The 23,810-nt window shown below is 42.1% G+C and carries 21 protein-coding genes and 2 riboswitches; of the genes, 3 read left to right on the top strand and 18 right to left on the bottom strand.

Annotated elements, in window-relative coordinates; translation table 11 throughout:
- Positions 1-373 precede the first annotated feature (373 nt).
- From SporoP32a_RS17475 to SporoP32a_RS07340, 5 genes are all read right to left on the bottom strand, one after another.
- Positions 374-664, bottom strand: coding sequence for a hypothetical protein (locus SporoP32a_RS17475; protein ID WP_198166239.1), 291 nt, complete (start codon positions 662-664; stop codon positions 374-376).
- Between the two features lie 466 nt (positions 665-1,130).
- Positions 1,131-1,610: a peptide-methionine (S)-S-oxide reductase MsrA gene (gene msrA / locus SporoP32a_RS07325; RefSeq protein ID WP_085427308.1), complete on the bottom strand. Its 480-nt coding sequence runs from the start codon at positions 1,608-1,610 to the stop codon at positions 1,131-1,133.
- Positions 1,611-1,709: 99 nt separating this feature from the next.
- Positions 1,710-2,222: a 1,2-dihydroxy-3-keto-5-methylthiopentene dioxygenase gene (locus SporoP32a_RS07330; RefSeq protein WP_085427309.1), complete on the bottom strand. Its 513-nt coding sequence runs from the start codon at positions 2,220-2,222 to the stop codon at positions 1,710-1,712.
- A gap of 38 nt (positions 2,223-2,260) precedes the next feature.
- Entirely contained in the window at positions 2,261-2,935 is a 675-nt protein-coding gene (locus tag SporoP32a_RS07335) for a 2-hydroxy-3-keto-5-methylthiopentenyl-1-phosphate phosphatase (protein ID WP_085427310.1), read from the bottom strand.
- A gap of 209 nt (positions 2,936-3,144) precedes the next feature.
- The gene (locus SporoP32a_RS07340; protein WP_085427311.1) at positions 3,145-4,401 is read right to left on the bottom strand and encodes an MFS transporter; all 1,257 of its coding nucleotides are present in this window, start codon (positions 4,399-4,401) and stop codon (positions 3,145-3,147) included.
- 122 nt (positions 4,402-4,523) lie between these two features.
- Positions 4,524-4,614, bottom strand: a riboswitch (SAM riboswitch).
- Positions 4,615-4,778: 164 nt separating this feature from the next.
- On the opposite strand from SporoP32a_RS07340, the gene SporoP32a_RS07345 reads away from it, so the two are divergent.
- Positions 4,779-6,815 carry a molybdopterin oxidoreductase family protein gene (locus tag SporoP32a_RS07345; protein ID WP_085427312.1) on the top strand — a complete coding sequence of 679 codons (2,037 nt, stop codon included), beginning with the start codon at positions 4,779-4,781 and terminating at the stop codon, positions 6,813-6,815.
- Positions 6,816-7,601: 786 nt separating this feature from the next.
- On the opposite strand, the gene SporoP32a_RS07350 is transcribed toward SporoP32a_RS07345, so the two are convergent.
- Together SporoP32a_RS07350 and mtnK are read right to left on the bottom strand one after the other, a co-directional pair.
- On the bottom strand, positions 7,602-8,795 hold the full coding sequence (locus SporoP32a_RS07350; protein ID WP_085427313.1) for a 2,3-diketo-5-methylthiopentyl-1-phosphate enolase: 1,194 nt from the start codon (positions 8,793-8,795) through the stop codon (positions 7,602-7,604).
- Positions 8,795-10,000, bottom strand: coding sequence for an S-methyl-5-thioribose kinase (mtnK, locus tag SporoP32a_RS07355; RefSeq protein ID WP_085427314.1), 1,206 nt, complete (start codon positions 9,998-10,000; stop codon positions 8,795-8,797). The genes SporoP32a_RS07350 and mtnK overlap by 1 nt, the downstream gene beginning before the upstream one ends.
- A gap of 73 nt (positions 10,001-10,073) precedes the next feature.
- A riboswitch (SAM riboswitch) is annotated at positions 10,074-10,176 on the bottom strand.
- Between the two features lie 216 nt (positions 10,177-10,392).
- Between mtnK and SporoP32a_RS07360 the strand changes: the two genes are divergently transcribed.
- Positions 10,393-12,060, top strand: coding sequence for a glycerol-3-phosphate dehydrogenase/oxidase (locus SporoP32a_RS07360; RefSeq protein WP_085427315.1), 1,668 nt, complete (start codon positions 10,393-10,395; stop codon positions 12,058-12,060).
- Between the two features lie 128 nt (positions 12,061-12,188).
- Here SporoP32a_RS07360 and SporoP32a_RS07365 read toward each other — a convergent pair whose 3' ends face one another.
- From SporoP32a_RS07365 to SporoP32a_RS07375, 3 genes are all read right to left on the bottom strand, one after another.
- A complete protein-coding gene (locus SporoP32a_RS07365) occupies positions 12,189-12,635 on the bottom strand; it encodes a GGDEF domain-containing protein (protein ID WP_085427316.1) in 447 nt (148 codons plus the stop codon).
- Positions 12,636-13,085: 450 nt separating this feature from the next.
- A complete protein-coding gene (locus tag SporoP32a_RS07370; protein ID WP_085427317.1) occupies positions 13,086-13,325 on the bottom strand; it encodes a hypothetical protein in 240 nt (79 codons plus the stop codon).
- On the bottom strand, positions 13,322-14,182 hold the full coding sequence (locus SporoP32a_RS07375; protein ID WP_198166240.1) for a ParM/StbA family protein: 861 nt from the start codon (positions 14,180-14,182) through the stop codon (positions 13,322-13,324). The genes SporoP32a_RS07370 and SporoP32a_RS07375 overlap by 4 nt, the downstream gene beginning before the upstream one ends.
- 354 nt (positions 14,183-14,536) lie before the next feature.
- Here SporoP32a_RS07375 and SporoP32a_RS07380 point away from each other — a divergent pair, with 354 nt between their 5' ends.
- Positions 14,537-15,163 (top strand): hypothetical protein, encoded by a 627-nt coding sequence (locus SporoP32a_RS07380; RefSeq protein WP_085427319.1) that lies wholly within the window; start codon positions 14,537-14,539, stop codon positions 15,161-15,163.
- A 258-nt stretch (positions 15,164-15,421) separates the two neighbouring features.
- Here SporoP32a_RS07380 and SporoP32a_RS07385 read toward each other — a convergent pair whose 3' ends face one another.
- The 8 genes from SporoP32a_RS07385 to SporoP32a_RS07420 all read right to left on the bottom strand — a co-directional run bounded on the left by SporoP32a_RS07385 (position 15,422) and on the right by SporoP32a_RS07420 (position 23,750).
- Positions 15,422-17,356 carry a phage tail tape measure protein gene (locus SporoP32a_RS07385; RefSeq protein WP_085427320.1) on the bottom strand — a complete coding sequence of 645 codons (1,935 nt, stop codon included), beginning with the start codon at positions 17,354-17,356 and terminating at the stop codon, positions 15,422-15,424.
- Between the two features lie 620 nt (positions 17,357-17,976).
- A complete protein-coding gene (locus SporoP32a_RS07390; RefSeq protein WP_085427321.1) occupies positions 17,977-18,555 on the bottom strand; it encodes a recombinase family protein in 579 nt (192 codons plus the stop codon).
- A 218-nt stretch (positions 18,556-18,773) separates the two neighbouring features.
- On the bottom strand, positions 18,774-19,178 hold the full coding sequence (locus SporoP32a_RS07395; protein WP_085427322.1) for a helix-turn-helix domain-containing protein: 405 nt from the start codon (positions 19,176-19,178) through the stop codon (positions 18,774-18,776).
- A gap of 69 nt (positions 19,179-19,247) precedes the next feature.
- Positions 19,248-19,898: a hypothetical protein gene (locus tag SporoP32a_RS07400; protein WP_085427323.1), complete on the bottom strand. Its 651-nt coding sequence runs from the start codon at positions 19,896-19,898 to the stop codon at positions 19,248-19,250.
- Between the two features lie 74 nt (positions 19,899-19,972).
- Positions 19,973-20,137 (bottom strand): hypothetical protein, encoded by a 165-nt coding sequence (locus SporoP32a_RS16760; RefSeq protein ID WP_157129948.1) that lies wholly within the window; start codon positions 20,135-20,137, stop codon positions 19,973-19,975.
- 4 nt (positions 20,138-20,141) lie between these two features.
- Positions 20,142-20,423, bottom strand: coding sequence for a hypothetical protein (locus tag SporoP32a_RS07405; RefSeq protein ID WP_085427324.1), 282 nt, complete (start codon positions 20,421-20,423; stop codon positions 20,142-20,144).
- A 192-nt stretch (positions 20,424-20,615) separates the two neighbouring features.
- A complete protein-coding gene (locus tag SporoP32a_RS07410; protein WP_085427325.1) occupies positions 20,616-20,801 on the bottom strand; it encodes a hypothetical protein in 186 nt (61 codons plus the stop codon).
- 576 nt (positions 20,802-21,377) lie between these two features.
- Entirely contained in the window at positions 21,378-23,750 is a 2,373-nt protein-coding gene (locus SporoP32a_RS07420; RefSeq protein ID WP_232319610.1) for a phage/plasmid primase, P4 family, read from the bottom strand.
- Positions 23,751-23,810: the final 60 nt, after the last annotated feature.

The following is a 23,810-nucleotide window of genomic DNA, read 5'->3' on the forward strand; positions in this document are numbered from 1 at the left end:
ATCTTCTAGTACAAATCGTTATACATCAACGTTCCGGAATGTTTCGTTCAATTTAATTATATCAACTTATACTGGTTTTTATAATTTTCAGCATCAATTACGGCATCAAATATGACCTTGTGGCATCAGAAACAGATAGCTAAAAGTTTTTAGATTCCGCCGTCTGTTTTCTTGTAAAGTATTGCTAATTTGGATCGGTAGATGAAGTGCTATTTAGTGCTAAAATATCATTCTTGCACAAATTTCTCAATATCCCTAAGCCACAGTTTTTACTTCGCCCTGTAAATTGATATAGCTGTGAAATTTAATCGAACCTTACTATATCTGTATTCAATGGCTTTCTTTTCGTAATCATTTAAACTATCCTATATGTCTATACCGATTCAGGAAGATTCGGGGTCGTATTGAAGGAAGTGCCACACCCGGAAATGGACAAACTTCCGGGCGCTGGATAAGTGAAGATAAATTCCTGGTTGTGCATGAAACGAAAACAAAGTACCTGGGTAACATTGAATTCGGAGTTCAATGTTGCACAGGTACTCTTTATTAAATATTGCAATTTGGGCCATTTTTTTGCCCCAATAATGAGGATAAACGTTGGTGTAATTATTACAGAATCCATTTGAAAGTAAATGCCGTTCTGTTTAAGGCAGATGTCATGCAAAATTATGTGTGGGTATGGGGGGGAATTCTACCAGATGCTTGTCAAGGTGCTGTCCCCCCAAAGCCTGCTTTGCGAATCCGGAATTCCTCTTTAAACTTTTGAATTTCCGGATGTAACGGATGCAATCGTTGGAATTAGTGCATTTAATCCAATTAGTTTTTTGGGTTTTGATATTTGTTTATAGATCATCTTTTATCACCTTTACGTTAGCTTACCAAAAGGTTTAACAAATTTCTGTGGTTTTTGACATAGCTGAATTTTGGATGTGCTAAATAGCAGCATAATTGAGATTTTGGGGTTATTTGTGCTTTAAAATCGGTTTTTGAAGTTACTATTTTGGGGGGAGTGGACGCGAAGGTTGGGCGGTCGAAAGGGAGATTCCCACACTACCACAGTTTCATCTCCCTATTTCCAACAAAAAAAGGCAGAGCGTCGTGAAAACGCTCGACCCCCTACCCAATCCTTATTATTTTCCCCAGTGCTCCGCGATGAATTCAGTGCGGCCAGAACGGGCACGGTTGTCTGTGTAATGTTCTTTTTCTTTTATGTAATAATCTTGATGGTATTCTTCAGCCCGGTAGAAAGTTTCTGCGGGGCGGATTGCTGTGACGATCGGTTTTGAGAAAACGCCGCTTGCCGCTAGGTTGGCTTTCGATTTCTCGGCAACTTCCTGTTGCGCTTCTGTGTAATGGAAAATCGCGGTTGTGTACGATGAGCCGCGGTCGTGGAATTGACCTTCTGCGTCTGTTGGGTCGATTTGTTGCCAGAATACTTCGAGCAACTTTTCATATGAAAACAAAGCAGGGTCAAATGTGATTTCAACAACTTCCACATGGCCCGATTCACCATTTTTCACATCTTCATACGTTGGATTATCGAGATGCCCGCCCATATAACCTGACTCGATATCTTGGACGCCTGGCCATTCTTTAAACGGTTTCACCATGCACCAGAAACATCCTCCTGCAAATGCAGCTTTTTCAAACTTTTTTCAGTCATTGTCTATATCTCCTTTCAATTATAGCGAGTGTACAAAACGCCTCTTTTAGTAAACCGGTACCCATCCTTCTTGTGTTACGAAGATGCGGGCAGCTACTACTTTGCGATCGGCTGCGAGTGTGAAATAGTGGCGGATGTTTTCCGGAACGGAAATTAAATCACCTGGGTTAAGATGCACTTCAAAGAATCGTTCGTCTTTTCCTTGAATGATGAATACGCCGTGTCCACTGACTATGTAACGCACTTCATCGTCTGTATGGTGGTGTTCTTGTTCGAAGTTTTTCAGAAGTTCATCCAAATTAGGTGTCGCATCTGATAGTGAGATAATGTCTGCCGTTTTATAACCGCGGCGCTCTGAAATATCGTCGATTTCTGTTTTAAAAGCCTTAAGAATCTCTTCTTTTTCTTCATCAGTTAAATTGAATTTTTCACGAAGGTTTTCGGGTAGCTTTTCGATATCCCAATACTCATAAACGACTTCTTGTTGCTCTAGAAATGCCGCAACCTCTGTTTGTGTTTCAATAACTTCGTTTGTTCCTTGAATTGTAATTGTCGCCATTTTACTCATCTCTCCTCTGATATATTTTTGGTTTTTACTTACACTTGCACATTCAAGCGGGCTTCAATGATCCGAATACAGTCATAAAAATTAGTGAACGGTGAATAAGGAATGTTCAATTCCTCGCATTTTTCAATTAAGAAATCCCTTGCAATGACGATATCGGCAAGCTTTGCCGCTTCTAGGTCTGTAATCGAGTCACCGATGACAATGCTCGTTTGCTGCTGGGCAGTGTTCTCGCGAATAATCGTCGGCTTACAGCAACCGCAGCCTTGACTTGTACAAATTGCATCACATTCATGCGGGAAGAGGATGTTGATGTGTTCTCCTGAAAAATCACTTTCGTTGCAATAGACTTGATTGAATGGCCCGAATGGTTCAAGCAATGGGTGAATGAAAAAGTCGATGCCGCCACTTACGATATAGAGCGGTATGTTTTTTTCGCGGGTAAACTGAACAAATTCACCAAAACCTTCCCTGATTTCCGCGTCCTCCAAAACGAACGACACGATTTGTTCTTTTTGGGAAGTGGGCAATAAAGCAAAGAGTTCTTTGACTCCTGTTTGAATCGACACCCTTTGCGCCATAATATCGTCCTTTATCCCTTCCCATCCAGGGGGAGCGAACTTATCCATAATATTGACAATATTATCTTTCATCGTAATCGTACCATCGAAATCACAAAAAATTACCGGGTTGAACTCTGCACTCATACCTATTTGTCCTCCTTGCCGCCTATCAATAAAACCTCTTCTACTATAAGAAGAGGTCATTTATTCATCTTCTTATCTCCCAACAACACGTTGCAAGAAGTAGCACCGTGTCCCTCCACCTAGATAAGAAATCTCGTACTTTTTTCAATTGATTCTGATTATTGCATTGTTCGACTTCTTTGTCAATGAACGCTTATCCAACAGTAGTTTTATGAAATAACCGGGACGGCTTTATCCCGCGCCTTATTCTTTTCCTCTTCCTCTTCCGGTACGCGAATGAATTTAACAATAATCGCACTCACTACATAGAGGGCACTGAAAATCCACACAACCCCTTCGGCTCCGACTAGCCCGATAAACGCCAAAGCGATGGCTGGTGCTACGAATGTGGACAGACCCGCGGCGAAGTTCAACACGGACATTGCTGCGCCTTTATCCGCACCTGCAACGGATGGTACCAGTGCACCGATTGGTACATAACCCGCTACCAAACCGCCCCAGATGAATCCGACAATGCTCGTCATGAGAATACTTCCGTTTGTTATCACCGGAACATAAAACAGAAGAGGCGTGAAAATCGCACAGCCGATTCCACCAAACCAAATGATTGTGTTTTTCCAACCTAATTTATCCCCAATGAAGCCGAACACTAAATTGAAAATGATGTTTCCTAAGAAGAACGTACCCCATAATTGCAACCAAGCAGTTGTTTCAATGCCATGTTGCGCCATATGCATCGGTAAGAATACCGGAAATCCATAGACACTTAAACTATTGATAACACGGACAACTCCACCTGCAGCAACCCGTTTGTTCGTTTTCAAAATGGTGATGCCTTTCAATAATTCTGTGATTGCTTCTTTTTTGTTCGCGAGTTTTTTCTTTTCGAACTTGTCTTTATTGAGTACTAAAGCGAAGATCGCACCGACACATACCCAGAAAATAGATGTCCACATTGTATTGATGTAACCGAGATACTGGATTGCGTAACTTGAATACCACGCGCCGAGCACCATCATTCCCGCACAAAATGCAAACCAGAACCAACCAACGGCAGAACTCAATTTGTTTTGCGGTGTCTTATAAATGACCCATGTCAAGAAGGAATAGGCAAACAACGGATAACCGAAACCTTTAATGAAATAAGTGAGAAGCATAATCGGGTAATTCATCGTTGAGAAACCAAAAATGATAAACCCTGCAGTACCGACTATATAAACGGCTAACCCGAGTGCCATTGTACGTTTTGGACCAAATACTTCTACACAGACGCCTGAAAACCAAGAAGACAGCGCGATCGAAACTCCGTAGACTGTGAAAATCGCAGCTGACTGTTGAATGGTCAACCCACTTTCAACTAAGAAAGGACTTAGCCAACCGGCCTCAATTCCGTCCCCCATCATGAACAGCATGACACCGAAAAAACCCCATCCTAAGTTTTTCGTAATACCGATTTTTTCTAACATACTGTTCTCTCCATTTCTACTCTAAGATGCGAAACTCATTGATTCAAAAAAAACCCTTCCTGTAAAGACAGAAAGAGTTGGTGGCATACCTACCGCTAGCGCAATAAAAACATGCCTTACCCTTTCTATCTCTCAAGCTACGCTTGCTGGATTTGGCACAATTATGTTGCCGAAGTTTCATAGGGCCAGTCCCTCAACTTCTCTCGATAGAAAATAAACAATATGTAATTGGTCGAACAGTGTCAAAAGTTGAACTAATGAGTTAACTGTATAGAATAATTAATCGTAAGTCAACCACTTATTGAAACTTTCTAAAAAATAGTTTGAAATATGGTATACTTTCTATCATAAATCGTTTATTTGAAAGGATTTTTGATATGAAATCGTATATTGATATAAAAAATGGTGTTGTCCCCTCGGTTTGTGCGCTTGATTGCCCAGACCAATGTGGATTGCTTATTCATAAAGAAGACGGGAAAATCATTAAAATTGAAGGTGATCCCGATCATCCCATCACAAAAGGCAGTATTTGCAACAAAGTTCGACATATGACTGAACGCCTTTATGACCCAAAAAGGATTACAACCCCTTTGAAACGCGTCGGGGAAAAAGGCGATGGACAATTCGTTCCAATCAGTTGGCAAGAAGCCATCACAACCATCACAGACCAATGGAAAAAACTGATTTCTGAAGACGGTCCTGAATCAATTCTACCCTACAGTTTCTACGCCAATATGGGGAAACTCAGTTCCAAAGGGATGGATCGCCGTTTCTTCAACCGCCTTGGTTCGAGTCAATTGGACCGGACGATTTGTTCAGTCGCCGGCGAGGTTGGCTACAATTACACGATGGGCGGACGTTTCGGAACAGACCCCGAAGAAATGACGGAAACGAAATTATTTGTTTTCTGGGGCATCAATGCCGTCAGTACCAATATGCACCAAATCATGATCGCGCAAAAAGCGAGAAAAAACGGTGCTAAAATCGTCGTCATTGACGTCCATAAAAACCAGACGGGACGCATGGCTGATTGGTTCATCCCGATTCTTCCCGGAACTGATGGAGCGCTTGCACTCGGAATCATGCATGTTCTTTATAAAGAAAAGCTGGTCAATCAAGCGTTTTTGGAACAGTATACAATCGGCTATGAAGAGCTCGAAGAACATGTATTGCACTACGACCCGCAAACGGTTTCATCTATTACAGGTGTGCCAGAGGAAGATATCTATGAATTGGCGCGCATGTACGGGACCGTCTCTCCTTCGATGATTCGCATTGGCAATGGGCTGCAGCATCACGATAACGGTGGCATGATGGTCCGGACGATTTCCTGTTTGCCTGCTTTGACAGGGCAATGGGCATTGAAAGGCGGAGGTGCGCTCAAATCGAATTCCGACTATTTGACGCATAATACAGCCGCACTGGAACTTCCCGAACTTCAGGTAGTGCCAACGCGCAGATTCAATATGAATTTATTGGGACAAGCATTAATGGAGGAACAACAGCCGATTCGCTCATTGTATGTCTACAATAGCAACCCCGCCGTTGTCGCACCGGATGCCAATAAAGTACGGGATGGCTTAGCACGCGAAGATTTATTCACAGTTGTCCATGATTTGTTTTTGACGGACACGGCCTTGTACGCGGACATTGTTTTGCCAGCGACATCCGCTTTCGAAAACACGGACATCTATACGTCTTTCTGGCATCACTACATTCATTTGCAGGAACCCGTCATCGAAACTTACGGGGACAGTAAATCCAACCCGGACGTTTTCAGATTGCTGGCGCAAGCTATGGGCTTTGACGAGCAACCATTTCTAGATGACGACGCGGAAATGGTTGACCAAGCGTTAAGCCATCTGTCTAATCCTCATTTATCCGAAGTGTCGTATGCTGCCTTAAAGGAAAAACGCTATATGAAAGCAAGCGGTACCGGCGATTTCTTGAACAATTTAAAGACACCGAGTGGTAAAATTGAGTTGTATTCGGAACAAATGAAATCAGCAGGATTCCCGGCGCTCCCTACGTATATCCCGATTATTCAGGATTCCGATCATCCTTTACTTTATGTACCTGCAATTAACCATAACTTCATGAACACGATTTTTTCGAACAATGAAAAACATATCAAGCTTGAGAAAGCACCTAAGTTGTTCATGAACCGGCTAGATGCGGAAAGTCGGGGAATTGAAGACGGAGCGGCTGTCCGTATATGGAATGAGCGCGGGGAATGTGAGTTTACTGTTTCCGTCGGCGAGCAAGTTCTTCCTGGCGTTGTTGTCAGTCAAGGGATTTGGGGAGATAAGTCGGGTCAAAAACGCCTTGTGAATGCTTTGACGCCAGATCGGATTGCCGATATGGGCGGCGGTGCAACGTTCTTCTCCGGGCGTGTTGAGGTGGCGGGTTTATAACTAGATATGTTGAATTAAAGAACCCCACTGAATCCGCTATGACTACCCCTTTAGGGTGAACATTATTGAGAGAGAGTTGCGATGCGGAGTGTGGATTGTAATTCGCTTGGCGCTTTGGGGATGCCTCTGGCCCTAAGCCTGGATTAACGCTTCGCATCCAGTCTTACGGCTTCGGCTACCCCTTTGCCGCGCCTGCGCTGGGGTGTCCCATTATTGAAAGTATTTGGGTGATGTATAGACCGAGATTATAATGTGATTACTATTTGATACTAATTTCATTGAAGATAGACGCACTATAGGGTACAGGTCTTATCCCCGCTAATGAAATGCGCTTTCCTCCACAGAGACCATCCAGCGAAGGCGCGACTTCGTGGTAGCCGAAGCGATAAGACAAAAAGGGGTCTTCTTTCTGGCTTATCGCGGGAGGCATCCACAAAGCGCAGAAGCGATATTAGCGGGAACTCCAATTCTATCCATTGTATAGGGACTGTTGTTAAATGCTTTCTCTCGGTTTATGTATATTAGTCGATATTGCAACCTAAATAGTAGTGGATTAGAAGGAGTGCAGGTTTAATCCCCAATAACGAAATACGCTTTCTAACCTGGACCATCCAGCGAAGGCGCGCCAACGTGGTAGCCAAAGCGATAAGACTGAAAGTGGTTTCCTTTCTGGCTTATCGCGAGAGGCATCCACAAAGCGGCGAAGCGTTATTAGCAAGATTTCTGATTCATTCTATCTAAAAAAACGAGCCTCTTGGATACAACCCCAGGAGGCTCGTTTTGTTCTTATACTGACTCGACAACGCCCCATTGGTCAATGGCGCGTTTCAGAGGTTCTGATGTTTTTGCCGCTTCTTCGAGAGAAATTTGTTTGACACTTGCGTCAATCGCCGCCCGGAATGCTTTGGCACCTTGCGTCGGTCCGTCGGGATGGCCGAATATTCCGCCACCAGCATTGACGACAAGATTATCTCCAAAATCTTTCAGTAATTGTGGCACCATGCCTGGATGAATTCCAGCGGAAGGAACGGCAAATGTTTTTTCGAAGCCATTGTCTTCAATCAACGCTTCATTAATTGCCAACGCATCGAACCGCGAAATGGCGACATTGCCATATGAGCTTGGGAACAAGGATAGATCTCCACCGATTAGCCGCGTTAATTTCCCTACCAATAACGAGTAAGAGAATCCGCCACCCGCTTGTCCTGCTAGAACGCCCGATAATGCGGAATGCGCCACAATCGGCAAAGCGATATTGTTATTTTCACGCAACGTTTGAAGTGCATCTAGTCCATACGCATGGACGTTGAATAATAACGCATTCGCGCCGAGCGCTGCCGCCTGTTCCGCTTTGTCGTGAAGCTCATTCGTCCGCCCCGACAAGTTCACTGCATACAATGCCCGATTTCCGGTCTGTTCATAATGCCGATCGATAATGTCTTTTGCTGTTGTAATTCGCTTGTAAAACGGTGTTAATTCATTCTCAAAAAGAATTTCATCGTCTTTGATAAGATCGACACCGCCAGCTAGCAATTCTTCCAGTTGGCCGGAGAAAAAGGACAGATCCCTTCCCATGACTCCCTTGAAGATGGCTTTCAGCAATGGGCGATCCATGACATTCAACTGTTCACGAATTCCTTTTGTACCGAAGCGCGGACCTGGAAATTGTGCAAGCAATTGTTTGCCAAAATCCAAATCGATTAATTCATAGCCTTCAAAAAAGGATAGCTTGCCATAGACTGTCGTGAAAATCGCGGGAAGATCTGCCGAATAGTTAGCGGACGGATAAAAGATTTTTACCATATCCTTCACTTCCCCTTTTTCCACAGAAACGACTTCACCTTTATGGTGCTTCAGTTGCTGCTGTTCAAGATGCGGAATGTCTGTCCAAGACCCGATTGTGAGCCCGAGTGCATGTTGCTCCGCTATTTTTTCTTGCTCTAGATGTGTCGGAAATAGATAAGTGGCTGTAACTCCCATTAAAATTCCTCCTTGTGACTACTGTCGATGAACCAGCTCTCCAATTCTTCGAGAGAGCGTATTGTATTACGGTTAAGTATCAAATACTTCCCGAGCTCCAACACTTTTTTCCTTCTGGTCATTCTTTTTTGTTCATCTTCTTCATAATTCAAATCGTCAATTTGTGCAATACCTATGGAGCGGCGGACCAATTCGCACCCTGCATACCCCAGCATATCGGCAAATTTTCCGTCCATTACATGCGTCAGAAAACCCTCGAGTTGTGTATAAGGCTCATTGGATTCTTCTCTCCATAATTGGGCGAATGTATCGGTGTACGCATACCATGTTTCCCGCGCTTGTTCATAGCGCTTCGTTTGAAATTCAGGATGACCGATTCCATTTAACAACAAGCTTGCGATGAAATGCCCCATGTCAAACCCGAACGGCCCAAAACAAGCAAACTCGGTATCGAAAACAACTGTTTTGTCTTGTCCCATAAATATGGCACCACTATGTAAGTCGCTATGAATGAGCGCATCTGCTTTTGTCATGAATTTACGTTTCAACTTCGCCACTTCCAGCTGTAAACGGTGGTCTTGACTCAGAAATAACACATCATTTTTCAAGCCTTCTTCAAAGAAATTGCTGTCATGCATATTGTAGGGACAATCGAAAGAGAGTTCTTCCGTCATTTCTCGCATGGCCGGATTTGCAAAAGAGGCATTCAACTCTTTCTTTAGTTTTGGATCTAGGTAGAAATCGGACGTATAAAAGCTCGTTTTCGCACTGAATACACCTATGTCTCTAGCAAATATGGCAGATTCCGTCCCATTATTCAAAGCTGTGCGCCCCATTTCCATCGGATGCATGTCTTCCATCACAACAATCGCCATGATTTCATCCAGATGGAGCACTTTCGGAACAGAACCGGGAATGATGTTATCGTATTCCTGTAATACTTTTGCTTCGAGAACGACCCGGTCGATCGGGATAGGCATTGACTCTCCTACAATCCTCGCGTAAGGTACAGCCTGCTTGAGTATCAAGCTCTTCTGTTCTCCCGTTAATCGATAAACATGATTGATCTTCCCATCACTTACTTCCGTCACAACAACTTGTTCTTGTTCACTAAAGAAGCCACGCTTTTTAACATACTTCACAATTTCATCGAATTCTAAGAATGCATAGGTTGCCAGTTCCTGATGACTACTTGATATATTCATGTTTTATCCTCCTTCTGCATCGTCTATGATGATAAAAAAACCCCTTCAGTTAAGAAGAGGTTTTTCACACAACTTCTTATCTTTCAGCATAAATGCTGTAAGAATTAGCACCGTGCTCAATTGAGTCGGTTGCCGGGCTTCATCGGGCTTTTCCCTCCGCCTGCTCCTGATAAGAGTATATTTATTATTTTTAATTACCATTAGATTCGCACAATGTTATATGAAATTATAGCATGACTTTTACCCATTGTCTATTTAATTGAAACCCATCAAATAGTTAAAACACTGACCACATATTGCATTTTCTAAACGTTTTGTAAATCAAGAGATTTAGTAATCTAAATTGTAGTATAATTAGTGAACGAATAAAATATGTGGAGGCTTTAACTAAAATGACTGAACATCCTAATGCGTTACTAAAAAGTGAAGTACTTTCAACAGTACAAGCAGAAGAATTTGATGTATTAATCATCGGGGGCGGCATTACGGGGGCTGGAATTGCCTTGGATGCTGCCAGCCGTGGCATGAAAACGGTGCTTGTGGAAATGCAGGATTTTGCTGCAGGGACGTCCAGCCGTTCTACAAAAATGATTCATGGCGGCTTGCGATACCTGAAAAACCTTGAAGTGAAGATCGTTGCGGAAACAGGCAAGGAACGGGCAGTTGTCTATGAAAATGGACCCCATGTGACGAAGCCCGAGTGGCTGCTTTTGCCGATTTATAAGGACGGATCAATGGGTAAATTCACTACCTCTATCGGTTTACGCGTCTATGATTTTTTGGCGGGCGTGAAAAAAGAAGAACGAAAAAGCATGTTGACCAGAGAAAGAGCGTTGCATGCGGAGCCTAAACTCAGGGCTGAAGGGTTACTTGGGGCTGGCCGTTTCGTTGAATACCGATCGGATGATGCCCGACTGACGATTGAAGTGATGAAAGAAGCTGTCAGTCAAGGCGCGACTGTATTCAATTATACAAAAGTGACCGATTTTATTTACAATGAAGGAAAAGTTGCAGGCGTAAGCGTAGTTGACCAATTGAGCGGCAAAACTAGTGAAATACGCGCAAAAACAATAGTGAACGCCGCCGGTCCATGGGTGGATACATTGAGGGAGAAAGACAACTCCTTGGATGCACGGGAAATTCGTTTGACGAAGGGCATTCATCTCGTTTTCGACCAAAGTGTATTCCCTTTGAATCAGATTGTTTACTTTGACACGCCAGATGGCCGGATGGTGTTGGCAATCCCACGGGACGGGAAAACGTACGTCGGGACGACAGACACTGACTACAAAGGGGATATGGTTCATCCCCGAATGACCGTAAGCGACCGCGATTATTTGATGGACGCAATCGCACTCATTTTTCCGAAGTTGACCATTTCAGCAAGTGATATTGAATCCAGCTGGGTTGGGTTACGGCCTTTGATCAATGAAAAAGGCAAAGGCGCATCCGAAGTTTCAAGGAAAGATGAGATTTGGGCGTCCGCTTCAGGCTTAATCACAATTGCTGGTGGCAAATTGACGGGCTATCGAAAAATGGCGGAAACGATTGTAGATGTCGTCGCATCAAAACTCAAAACAGATACAGGAACAATATTTTCTCCGTCCAGCACGAAGAATATGCCCATTTCGGGCGGACACGTCGGAGGTTCCCGAAACTTTGAAACGTTCATGTACCGGAAGATCAAACAAGGCGTACAGCTCGGATTGGACCAAGAAAGAGCGCAGTCCCTCGTGAAAAAGTATGGCTCAAATGTAGATATCCTTTTTGATTTAATACAGAAAAATGAGCAGGCGGCGCAAGATTCTGGACTGCCCCTCTACCTATATGCGCAAGTTCTTTACTCAATCACAGATGAATTCGTCCGTACACCCATCGACTTTTTTTGGCGACGTACGGGAGCATTACTGTTCGATATCCAATGGGTGAACGAGTGGAAAGTGCCCGTCCTTGAAATGATGAGTAAAGAGCTGGGTTGGAGTGACGAGCAGAAAGCAAGTTTCCACGCCGACCTTGGAAAACATTTGCATGATGCGACTGTTCCGGTTGAGAGGGAATAGTGTAAATAGGATTGATAAAAACAGCCATCTCCAGATGCATGCCGGAGATGGCTATTTTTAGGTCCATTTCACGGGCAGTCATTTTTTAACCGACAACGCAAACTTGGTTTTTTTCCAGTCTCTTTTGCCTAACAGAGTACGATATCTGCGGAATTGAATAATTCCTTAAGATCCGACACTTTCCCTTTTGCGTTATCGACCAACCCAACACTTGCGGTGATTGAAACGAACTTTCCTTCGTATTCCACTTCTATACTTTTAATCGTTTCCGATAGCTGCTCGGCTTTCTTTTTCCCACCCTCAAGTGAAATGCCTTTCGGGATAACGACGAATTTGTCTCCACTAAATCGACCCATTAAGTCCGATTCTCTAAAAATCGTTGAGCAGTATTGACTAATCTGCTTCATAACAGCGTCACCCACTAGATGTCCGTATTCATCATTAATTTGCTTAAAGTTATCGATATCACATGCGATGCATATGATGCTTTCATTGTTCCAGGATGCTTTTTTAAGCCACTCATTTTTGGTACTTTCCAGATAGCAGCGATTGTATAATACTGTTAAATAGTCCATATTGGCTCTCTTTTCAATGGAGTAAACACCACGTTAAATTTCAAGCTTAAGTTCTACTAACCCCCTATGTTAGTTAGGACATAAGGATGATGAAACGACTACACAAGTTTATTTACACATTACAAAAGAAAAACAAAAAAAGGCCTCTCAAAAGTTTAGTCAACTAATGAGAAGCTCTCGAGCCTTATAATGATCAAAAATAAGTTTTAGGCATCAAAAATGATGATGCATGACACAAAACCCTAGTATGAAAGGGTTCCTTTCTTTCTTACATCATGCCGCCCATCTATTACCCCCTGAAATACACAATCACACGGCAAACAAACCCTTTAGAATCAACGATGTGAAAAATTAACCATTAATAAAAACGCCTGACATTCAACATGAACATGAACAAAGCATGAACATGAACTAAATAATTGGTTGTAAAGTGCTCGGCACTGTCAACACTTACAAAAACCCACTCATTGCATCCGCTTCATCTTCTATTGGACCATTTACTGGTTCACTTATAGAAGCTACCTCTACAATCGGCACATCCACACGTGGACCACCTCGCATATCATCATCGATCAGCCGCTTAACATACTTGCTAAAACTCCCTCTCTCTGCTCGCTCTGCATACTCCAGTAATCGGCTATCGTATTCACTTACCATACTGAAACTGATCGTCTTAACTTTTCGAGTCATCCAAACGCACCCTTTGCTAATTTATAAAATCCAATGGCATTGGCAAACACTGGACTGGATATAGTCACATGATTGCCCTCCTGCAGTGTAGGTTGCAACAGCTCCGCGTTACTATAATGTTGTTGGACATAAGGCAGCATATCCTTCGCGATCCCTCCACATACCAACACGCTATCCACACGATCCCACTTTAATTTAGTTGTACTTCGGATTACACCTCGCGCTACTGATGCCAGGTCTTCTTTATTGTTGACCGTTTCCATTCCGAAATTAAATGTATCGCTGGCGTTATTTATATACTTTTTATTGTTGATCGTCGCTGCATTAACCGTTCCACTTCCTATATCAATGATTCGTTTTAGTCCACCTTCTGGCACACACCAAAACGCACCTGAACCTTCTGCACCTACAGCAACTTCAACTATATTAAAAGTTACGTTATCGCCATTGACGGTAAAGCTGTGTTGTCCTGTGAGCATATCTTGTATACGTTGTTTGTCTGCACTCTTGTGGGAGACAATCGGCTGTCCAGTGACCAGACTAACATCCGTTATATCAATGCCGTACTTTTTACCGTATCGGTAGATGGCGAGCAGTACGCGGATCTTCGTATCTTCATGCGCCTTAGTATCTCCAAACATGGAGCCGCCCCCAAACTCATCTTCATAGACGGCAATCGATCCGGCAAAACCTTTCCTTCCATTAATATCGAACTCCATATCATCGTCACCGTGGCTCTCCACAATGTTTCTTTCAAACCAATCGCATATTGCAGTGCGGTAAGAATCTGTACCATATGGACCCGCAACCTTAGCTTTGTGATTACCTGCATCGATACCCAATATTAGTTTACTCAATAATAAAACCTCCCCATGTATTACGCATGTAATAAATCTGGACGTTTGTAGTACGCCGGTAATACATCCAGGTGCTTTGTATTGCGCTTGTAATAAATCTTATGTCGTTGCTGTATAAAATATACCTAAACCGTCCACACTCTATTTAAGGAGTGAAGACAATGACCAAAAAAGACACATCTAAATTAGCGGCAGCCATGATTAAAAACTCGGAAAAGTACAGCATCCCAGTACGCAAGAAGCCTAAACCTAAAAAGTGAGCATACCTCTCCCCTACCGCGGCATATCATGAGTTATGGCTGCCACACAATCACAGTGTGGTGAGGCTAAACCGTCAAATGAAGGGATGAGAGAGTGGGGGAGAGGAAGGTAAGAAGCGATAAAAAGCGTAGTATCAACCCGACTGTCAGCTTGGAGTTACGTGATTGCATATATCGCCTGGCATTTATAACGGAGACACCCATTAAAGATGTGATCGCGGATATCTTAATAGAAGGTAGTCAACGCAAAAAGCCAATGGACCACCTATCAAAACACTTTATTCGTGATGTGAGGATCGGCAACTCATTATATATGGGAGACAATCAACGTGTAACAATTAACAGGCAATCAGCTACCGGTAAGACTGTCAGGATATCCACACGAGTGACGCAAGGCATGTACAGCGATTTAGAAGGTATCGCCTACTCAATGGGCAGTTCAGTTTCTAAAGCTTGCGCATTACTGCTAGAAGCGACGATACGAGATGTGGAGTTTGTAAATGAATTTGTAAAAAGATATATAGAAGCAAATGTGGATGAAAAGAGAATGAAGGAATTAAAGAAGGTACTAAAATACATTAATGCAGGCAACCCATATGATGAACGTATGTCGTGGCCTACCCTACTCTCCTACCTTGTAGATGAAGTAAAAGTAGGCGCGGAAAAGCTACAAGATACCGTACAGGATTTTGTTATTAGTAGATGGGATAAAGGGGAGTAGTTACCTCTCCTTTTATTCTGATGTCCGCTATTTGTTTTGTGGAATTGTGGGAGATTCACCCGAGCTCGTCGTTCGACTAGTTCGAAGGTTTTGGTTACTCAAAAAAGAAAAATCAATTCATGCTGATCCCCCCATACAAAAAAAGTACACGGTCAAAAGAGATCGCGTACTTATGAACAAGCGTTAAAAAAGTGTAAGGCAAACCTTATGATATTGGTTGACTAGGTGAACAACCAAATCTCCATTTAAAACTACCTCCTATACCATATTGAAATCTACAGCTTCTAATTTTTTAACGAGCATTGTTGTTATTTTATCAATATCAGATTCTTCTTTTACTACAATGTGATCTGCCAACTTTGCAATATTTATTGACCATTTGCTTTCATTCTTGGTAGTAGTTGTTGCAGAAGTATTGTTATTTATTACACCGTTCCCCCGATAACTTTCAGCTTTAGGTCTAGGGAGTACGGCTTCATATTTAGGCATCTCAGAAACATATTTATTCTTGTTAATAGTTGTTGCAGAAGTAGTGTTTTCTACGACATTCCCTTTACTTTTTCGGTAACGTTCTGCTTCAGACTTAGGTAATATTTGTTCGTCCTTATGCAGTTCTGCCACATACCCGTCGTACGGCACTCTGCGTAAACCAGTAGCGTGGGAGCCTTGGATTAACCCATCACCACCGAATACTTTTGGTATTCCTATCTTCGGCATTTTAAAATTACTGACAGAGCTTTTAAAGTCATCCCATTTATCTTTTAGCTTTCCGAAGAAGTCCAAGACAGGTTGCATTGCTGTCAGAATATTTTCTTTCATCGATGCGAATTTTTCCTTTGTTGTTTTCCATAGGCTGACTGCAGCTGCTTTGATTTTATCCCAGTTTTTATAAACTAAAATTCCCACACCGATCAGAATACCAAACGCTGTAATAACTAAACCTACAGGGTTGGCGGTCATAGCTGCATTTAATAGCCATTGCTTTGCAGCCGCAATTCCAGTTACTGCAGATTGGGCCATGGTTGCAAGCTTCCAAACACCGAAAGCGGTAGCAATACCAATCACGAACGGCTCAATCTTGGACCAATTATCAATAATGACATTGTAAACATCGAATGCACCTTCCACTAGATCTGCCAATGCATCTACAACTATCGGAATACCCTCTTCGCCCATCCAGGTGAACAAAGGCTTAGCTGCATCATATAAGTCCTGAGTCTTTTCCCAAAGCTTTGTATAATAACTCTTTACCGACTCTAAAGCTGGCTGATTATCCATCACGGCATCTTTTATAGCGTTAAATACATACGTCCCTTTATCGCCCAGCCAGCCGATAGCAGTTCCGATTCCATCGAAAACGGTCGTAAACATGGCTTGTGCTGCTGGTAGTTTGTCTGTGGCGAATTCCATGACCCCCTGAAAGAAGGGCATCATCCCGGCAATCGCTTTTACCCCGAAAGCTTGCACACCCCTTGTCAGATCGTCCCAGGTGTCGTTAAATTTTTCTGCGGCTCCCAGTGTATCTTCACCAATAACAAAACCTAGTTCTTTTGCGTTCTTTTTGGCATCTTTCATCGATAACGATCCATCTTGAATGGCTGGCATCAATTCTTGAGCCAACTTTGTGCCAAACAATTCAGAAGCAAGAGCTGCTTTATCTTGTTCATTCGTCATTTTGGATAACGCGGATATCGATTGAGACATAGCGTCTTCCGTGGAGAGAGTACCGTCTTTCACAGCATTCATGTCTACGCCTAGAGATTTCAATGCGCCTGAATACTTGTCGTTACCAGACCGCGCTTCGCCAACGCGCTGATTCAGTCGTTGCATGGACTTTTCCATATTGTTCTGGGACACACCGTTTTGACCTGCCCAGTAATCCATCTCTTGATAAAAGTCTGAAGATACGCCCATTTTTCTGGACGTTTTCGCTACATGGTCAAAACCATCTGTTACCTTCTTAGTCATAGCAAATGCAGCGGTTCCTGCTGCAATGGACGCTGTGCCGATAGCCGCGATTCCGATAGCTGCCGTTTTACCCGCTTTTTTAAGACCGCTTCCGAAAGCTGAACCGGAGTTCCCTGTTCTGTCTAACTCGTCCCGCAATTTCCCTGTAGCGCTTGCCGATTCTTTCACGCCTGATGTGAATGCCTTGTCTTTTAGTTCTAGGATAGCGCCTAATACATAACTCATTGACTCACCTCATTTTCTTCTACTAAGTTTTATTTTATTAAATGACCATTATTTTATTTATCATCACTTGAAAATCTCTACTATATACACATACCCGCATACGTATATTATAACATTAAAAATACCCCTATATCAATCGTTGTTAGAATTGTCCAACTTATGAAGACTTGAAAAATATTGTATAATTTTGTCGGGGTGACCAACCGCTATTTTATTTTTTCTCAAAATTAACAGCCCCCCTATCATTTTTAAGCAGCGAAAAGAATTGAACACTGAATGATTACAAATTTTTCTCGTCACACCGTTAGTCATTATCTATAAATACTTCAGAACTGCAACTTGATTACTTCTTTATAACTCACCGAGTGTGCTGGATCATTGGACGATTGACTCGTCGCGCCTATACACTCGCTGGCCTTTGTCCGATCATCTCCATTAGATAGCAATTGAAAAGGATTAATTATCTGTGATGATTATTTGTTGTATATCCTTCTGCTTTGTTTCTTATGGACATATGCAGGAGCTGGGCTTGCTCTGTGTACGGCATAGACATAGCTCCTGATATGTGTGGGGGTATGATAGGTAGCAGGGTAGCAGGGTAGCAGGGTAGATGGTAGGGGCTATGATCTCTTCTTGATCTCATTATAGATAGTGGATCTGGGGACACCAGTAGTCTTCACTATATCCGATACACTCAACCCATTTGTCTCGCGCTGATCGTACAGCTCCAGTGCATGCGTCACATTGCTCTTTGGTTGTGATGGTCTACCTAAATGCTTACCTTGGCGCTTAGCTCTCTCTCTGCCCTCTGTGGTGCGTTCTACAATCATATCCCTCTCAAACTGCGCAAAACTTCCCAGCATGTTGAATAGCAATGTCTGAAGACTGTTGGCATTACCATCTGCTTTAAACTCTATGCTCTCGCTTATGAAACGCACGTTCACACCATTCTCAATCAGTTCTGTAACGATTTTATTCAAGTCCAGTATGGAGCGCGCCAGGCGGTCAATCTTTGTTACGATGACAGTATCACCTTCTCGTACGTGCTGGATCATCGCCTTCAATTCTTTCCTTTGTGCGGTACTCGTTCCCGTGACCTTCTCAACAAATATCTTTGTGCAGCCTTCTGCTTCCAATAATTCTTTTTGCGTTTCATAGCTTTGCCCTGTCGTTGATACTCGTGCATATCCTACCAACATTACAACCATCTCCTTTGTCTAGAAGTCCTAGATGTTCTATACACATTATTATAGACTATCTTTTAGACGATGTAAAGCCGTGTATTGATATGTAAAACGAGTATTCCTATGAGTTGTCTATAAGTTAAGACTTTTAGACATACACGACACGTTTATTATTAACGCGCATCGCTATGATGAAATAAGACCCTTGCACAATGTGTAAGGGTCTTATTTCATTACTTCTCGAATTCATCGAACTCTTCAAATTCAGATTGGAGCACATCCACAGTTGTTGGAGTCGCTTGTTTCAGTCCAGCCTCCAGGTCTATCTTAGATGTTGGCTTGCCTAGTGCTCTATCAACGATATACATATTCACCTGGGCCTGCACACGCTTGTTACTATTATCATTGGATAATACGAGCAGATTAGATATCGCTGAATCTACTTTTGTTTGAAGATTCTTCTCTGCAAAACTTTTTATTGATTGTAATCGTTCGTCAAGCTCCGCAACAACATCTGGCTCTTTAATCCAATTGTACAAAGCTTGCCGACTAATCCCGATATGTTCCGCTATATCAGCGCGTGTACGTTCTCCTTTGACCAGTTCATCAATCAACATCAATCTTCGTTCATCTAACATATTATTCCGCCCCCTAGTTTACATAATATATAATGTAAAGTGTTTTTACTTGACATATTTCTGCCTGAATCACCACACATCCGTGTCACCTGTTGCCTGCCAAAGTTGATTTGCGTATACACTTCTCATGTCTCGGACTCTTCTCTCTGCCGCCTCAAGACTTACTGGTCTTCTAGAATTCAGCTGGGTGATTTCAGTGAATTTTGCTTCAAGCGCTTTTTGTTCAGGGCTTTGTAATTTCCCTTTTGCACGAACATAATAGCTAAATAAAATATCTTTCCCTTCATGATCGAATGTATCTGTCAGTTCAACGAAGGTGATATAATTATCAACAAACGCCTGACGGTTATGATCGGTTCCAGCATCCACAAAGTCCTGAAGAATCTTAATGAATCCTTCACCATCTTTTCCTTCAGCAGCTAATCGGCTAAGCATAACTTTCGCTTGATAAGTGAGTTTCGTAATTTCATCTAACGATAGGTCACGATCTAGAACTTTCTCTCGAAGCTTATCCGCCTCTTCTTGTAATTTCTCTCTTTGACTTTCAATTGAGCTAGTGAATTCTTCGTTCCATGCTTTCAGTAAGCGCGTAAGCTCATTGTCAATTTCTTTATACTTTTTCGCTTTTCCCTCTTCTGTGAGATCTTTGCTTGTTGAAGTTTCATTAATAATTTTATTGATGTGATCCAACGTTTCTTTTGAATTGATTAATGTCGTCATAAATAATTCATCCTTTTCTGATCTAGTTTTATGTTTTCTGTTCGTTTTATTGATTGACTTGGCCATACTTACTATTACTTCGCCCGGGATGTAGATTGTATATTGATTTCGTTTTGTCTTTCTGCTGCTAGTCTGTTTGTTTCGTCTATCTCTCGCGCCCATTCATCGCCTGTTTCCGGATAGAGCCAGGGATCTTTTCGTTGTTGCTGGGACGGTTGTGCCTGATTACGTTTATTCATACTTTCACTCTCCTTTCAAATGTGTTGGTGTATTGTTCGTAGGTTCTGGAGTACTCGGCTTACCTTGCTGACAACTCAAGCACACCGTTTTATCTTCATAAACATTTGGACGCTCATACACGCTTATAATAAAATACTGAACGGTATTTGTTAGATCACGTCTACAAAATGCACAAGTAATTTCATCCCGCGGTAAATTGGAGATGAGAGGCACATCATACGGCTTCGCGTAACTAGTTCTGACTGCATTGCCTGAACGATATTGAAACTCTTCACCTTTGACCATTTGAGTTCCTCCTTGGAAGAGTAGCATATGTGATTTCGTTGTTACATCGTTTATGTCCACATGAATCACATATCAAAGTTGGTTTTATATTGAGTGTTTGTTTAACATTCATAAGCCGAACTACTACTTTATTGCAGTCCATGCAGTGTATTTCTTTCATAAGCTTCACATCCTCTTGCTTTTAGAATTTTATTAATCTTGGGATACCTTGTAGATAAATACATACGTGTTATTTCCGTCTGGATCTACCGTGATGTGACTGGTGATATCCAAAATTTCCGCGTTGCCTTCTGTGCATTCCTGAATAAATTCATTTACGCCTTTATTTGCTGCGTGCTGATTATGGAATTCTTCAATGATGATTTCGTAATTGTTCATTTTATCCGCTCCTTGTTGTGTTTTTGGGACTGAACGAGACTGACGAATAAACGTCAGTTACAGCTCGTCATAGATTACTTGGTAGGAAGTTACCGGTTCTATATATCCGCTACCATCCATATCTAGCAGTATTACATCCCCGTCAGCCGTTAAAGCTATACACACAATAGGCATGTGTATTTTTTCTTTATCACTCGAAAGGTAAACTGACTTCCAGTGTTGAGGTGCAGGTATAATCTGAACTATCTTGTTAGGATCATATGTCATTTTCATTCCTCCATCTTTTTTTGTAATCGAGTGTAATCGAAGTGTAATCGAGAAAGAGAAGTACGATTACAGGCATAAACCTTATAGCCACAGTCTTTAACTGCGTTTTGTAATCCTGTAATCCTGTAATCGACTTTTTTGTTTCTCTATTAATAACTAGTGATTACACTCATATTCTTATACTTAATTTATTTTCTAAAAGTTGAAGATTTACGATTACACGATTACAAAGTACCGTTTAACCGCTACATGTAAACGTTTATAGCTGTAATCGTAATGCCGATTTACGATTACATTACGATTACAGGATTACACTTCATCCAATTTCTTATAAGAACTATCCGGCGTTCTCGAGTCTCGCACAAATATTCCCATCTTCTCCAAGTCTCCCAATCCAATCTGCAGATATTCCAAATCAAATCTACTTGAAGAATCTACCCATGATTTTCCTAAATGGACTTTAAATTGCTTGTGAAATTGTCTATCTGAAGAAGCTTTATATCCGTTTCTTTCACAGAACTTTTTATAAAACTCGTAGACCATGTATTTCGGAACTTCATCCATATTCCACTCATCAAATACCGATAGCTTGAAATCTAATACCGGGTCATTGTCCTGCTTGAACACTTCTAGTTCACGTTCAGAAGCAGCTGGTACATCGAACCTCTCAAAGTCCATGTGGATCGCTTTATGCAATACGTATTGCAGCACTCTTTCATCACGGATATATTCATCCTTGATTTTGAAGTTCTCCACGCTGCCGTTAAAATTTGCATTGAATGGAACAATGATAATTCGTCTAATTGTTCCATTCGTTTTGTTACGGAACTTGGGCATACCATTCGTCGACTGGATCACACTGCATCGAAAAGCTGTGCTATATAGCGGCTTGTTTTTAAATTCGACTTGCACACGATCCCCAGTAACTACACTGTTAAAGTTTGAACTATCATCTATATAGACGTTTACCGGTACATCATCACCGATAACTGCGGTCTTTCCTTCAAGCGAACTCAATTTAAAACGTTCATCGAATTCATTCACTTTCAAACTGGCGATATTCTGAACGCCGATTAAGTTGATAATGAGTTCCTGGAACGTCCCTTTACCATTGTTCCCATCGCCTACTAGGAAGATGGCTTTCTTCCGGGTGTAGTTCCCATTCAATGAATCGTTCATTACTTGCCATAATAAGTGGGTGATTTGATCATCTCCGCACGCTATGGATCGTAGCCACGCTTCCACATTCCACCCGTCAATGACTGGAAGAGAAGGATTCTCTGTATACATTGTGGATATTTTGGTGGTGAAAACGTAATCCGGGGTGAACGGTTCGAGCTGCTTAGTTTTCAAGTTGAACACGCCGTTCTGCACAGGAATTAAGTATCTGGATTCTGTTTTCTCCTTTATATCCGCTTTATTGGTCAAGTGATAAATGACATCTTCCGCTTTCGAGCTGTTCAGCTGCGGCTCCAGCCATGAAATGACTCGTTTAATGAGTGATACGTTTCGGGTATAGATCCCTTCGTCTGCCTGGTACATGGCCAGCCTCGTATTCTCTTCAAAGTCGAATAGAACAAAACTGATATATTCGGGCAAGATTACGGCACATCGTACCGGGCTTAATATAGAAGGTTTCCTACCTTGCTTACCGTTTAACTCCCATTCCTCTTGCATTTTCGCTATTTCTTCAAAACGTCTTTCTTGCAAGATTCTTTGAAGGTTATTGTGAGCCGAATCTTTTTTATTATCTTCTACAACTAATCGGAAGTTCTTCTTCTGAAAGGTTGCATTTAACCCGTCAATCGCCTTCTGAATTGTCCACGCTTTATAATCGGCACGATCCCACTTCTCACGGTACGAGCCACTACTGGTGAAGATACGGTCAATTTGTTCAGCATCTTGTGTATAGAAAGCAATGTGGTTGCAAAGAGCAAGATCCGCTTCGCTTTCACTGCCATATCCTGAACCGTCACCCTTCAATAAAGCTTTGAAGTTTTCGCCATTTTTCGCCCTGGACGCAAGTTTTATTACTTCTTCATCCGATAATGCAGGAGAAGGCTCTAAATTCGTTTGCCTGATCGCCTGCTGTTCTTTTTCCGGCTGTGAAAAGTACATATCATAGATATAGTTCAGCATGTCCTGACGCTCGTGTATCTCGGCTGGCGTGCCTTCCAGTCGGTTTCCAGTCATTACTAAGAAACGTTCGCTATCATATAATTCAAAGCCTTTTTCCGTGTTTTTCGAACGCTTACCAGGCTTCTTCCCTTTTAAGAATATGTGAAGGCCGTTACCGCTTTGGCTGTATTCCGTGTAAGAATCGAGCGTATCAACTAACGTTTTAGCTTCCGGCTTCAATTTGCCATTTATAATGCAATCGTCAAGGTCGATAACTGAATAGGGGTCTGCATCTGTTAAAACAAAACCTACGCCGTTATAATCCTGCGAGTGCTGTATTGCGTTGTCATAACCCGTCCATGTCTGCGGATTAGTAGAAGCAGCTTTCTGTCCATCCGTTTGATATGGAACTTTCGTAAATTGTGGTTCTCCACTATGTTTATCAAGCTTTTTTTGCCCTGTCTTTTCGTCAATTACCGGTTGCAGCTTCCACAACACCCATTGATTACGTTCTAAAAGTTCTATTGGAAATGCTTGTTTTTGTATTTCTGAAATTTCTTGCAAACCTTCACCCCCATCCGTTGTAAATCTGCCTCTATTGTGTTAAAATAGAGGCAATGAATA

Origin of the sequence: Sporosarcina ureae (assembly GCF_002109325.1) — a bacterium.
GTDB lineage: Bacteria > Bacillota > Bacilli > Bacillales_A > Planococcaceae > Sporosarcina > Sporosarcina ureae_C.

Coding starts and splice junctions, on each gene's coding strand:
- SporoP32a_RS07385 (WP_085427320.1), bottom strand. CDS start 17,356: ATGAGTTATGTATTAGGCGCTATCCTAGAACTAAAAGACAAGGCATTC.
- SporoP32a_RS07360 (WP_085427315.1), top strand. CDS start 10,393: ATGACTGAACATCCTAATGCGTTACTAAAAAGTGAAGTACTTTCAACA.
- SporoP32a_RS07410 (WP_085427325.1), bottom strand. CDS start 20,801: ATGAACAATTACGAAATCATCATTGAAGAATTCCATAATCAGCACGCA.
- SporoP32a_RS16760 (WP_157129948.1), bottom strand. CDS start 20,137: ATGAATAAACGTAATCAGGCACAACCGTCCCAGCAACAACGAAAAGAT.
- mtnK (WP_085427314.1), bottom strand. CDS start 10,000: ATGAATATATCAAGTAGTCATCAGGAACTGGCAACCTATGCATTCTTA.
- SporoP32a_RS07340 (WP_085427311.1), bottom strand. CDS start 4,401: ATGTTAGAAAAAATCGGTATTACGAAAAACTTAGGATGGGGTTTTTTC.
- SporoP32a_RS07335 (WP_085427310.1), bottom strand. CDS start 2,935: ATGAGTGCAGAGTTCAACCCGGTAATTTTTTGTGATTTCGATGGTACG.
- SporoP32a_RS07350 (WP_085427313.1), bottom strand. CDS start 8,795: ATGGGAGTTACAGCCACTTATCTATTTCCGACACATCTAGAGCAAGAA.
- SporoP32a_RS07330 (WP_085427309.1), bottom strand. CDS start 2,222: ATGGCGACAATTACAATTCAAGGAACAAACGAAGTTATTGAAACACAA.
- SporoP32a_RS07365 (WP_085427316.1), bottom strand. CDS start 12,635: ATGGACTATTTAACAGTATTATACAATCGCTGCTATCTGGAAAGTACC.
- SporoP32a_RS07400 (WP_085427323.1), bottom strand. CDS start 19,898: ATGACGACATTAATCAATTCAAAAGAAACGTTGGATCACATCAATAAA.
- SporoP32a_RS07390 (WP_085427321.1), bottom strand. CDS start 18,555: ATGTTGGTAGGATATGCACGAGTATCAACGACAGGGCAAAGCTATGAA.
- SporoP32a_RS07345 (WP_085427312.1), top strand. CDS start 4,779: ATGAAATCGTATATTGATATAAAAAATGGTGTTGTCCCCTCGGTTTGT.
- SporoP32a_RS07370 (WP_085427317.1), bottom strand. CDS start 13,325: ATGACTCGAAAAGTTAAGACGATCAGTTTCAGTATGGTAAGTGAATAC.
- msrA (WP_085427308.1), bottom strand. CDS start 1,610: ATGGTGAAACCGTTTAAAGAATGGCCAGGCGTCCAAGATATCGAGTCA.
- SporoP32a_RS07405 (WP_085427324.1), bottom strand. CDS start 20,423: ATGGTCAAAGGTGAAGAGTTTCAATATCGTTCAGGCAATGCAGTCAGA.
- SporoP32a_RS07395 (WP_085427322.1), bottom strand. CDS start 19,178: ATGTTAGATGAACGAAGATTGATGTTGATTGATGAACTGGTCAAAGGA.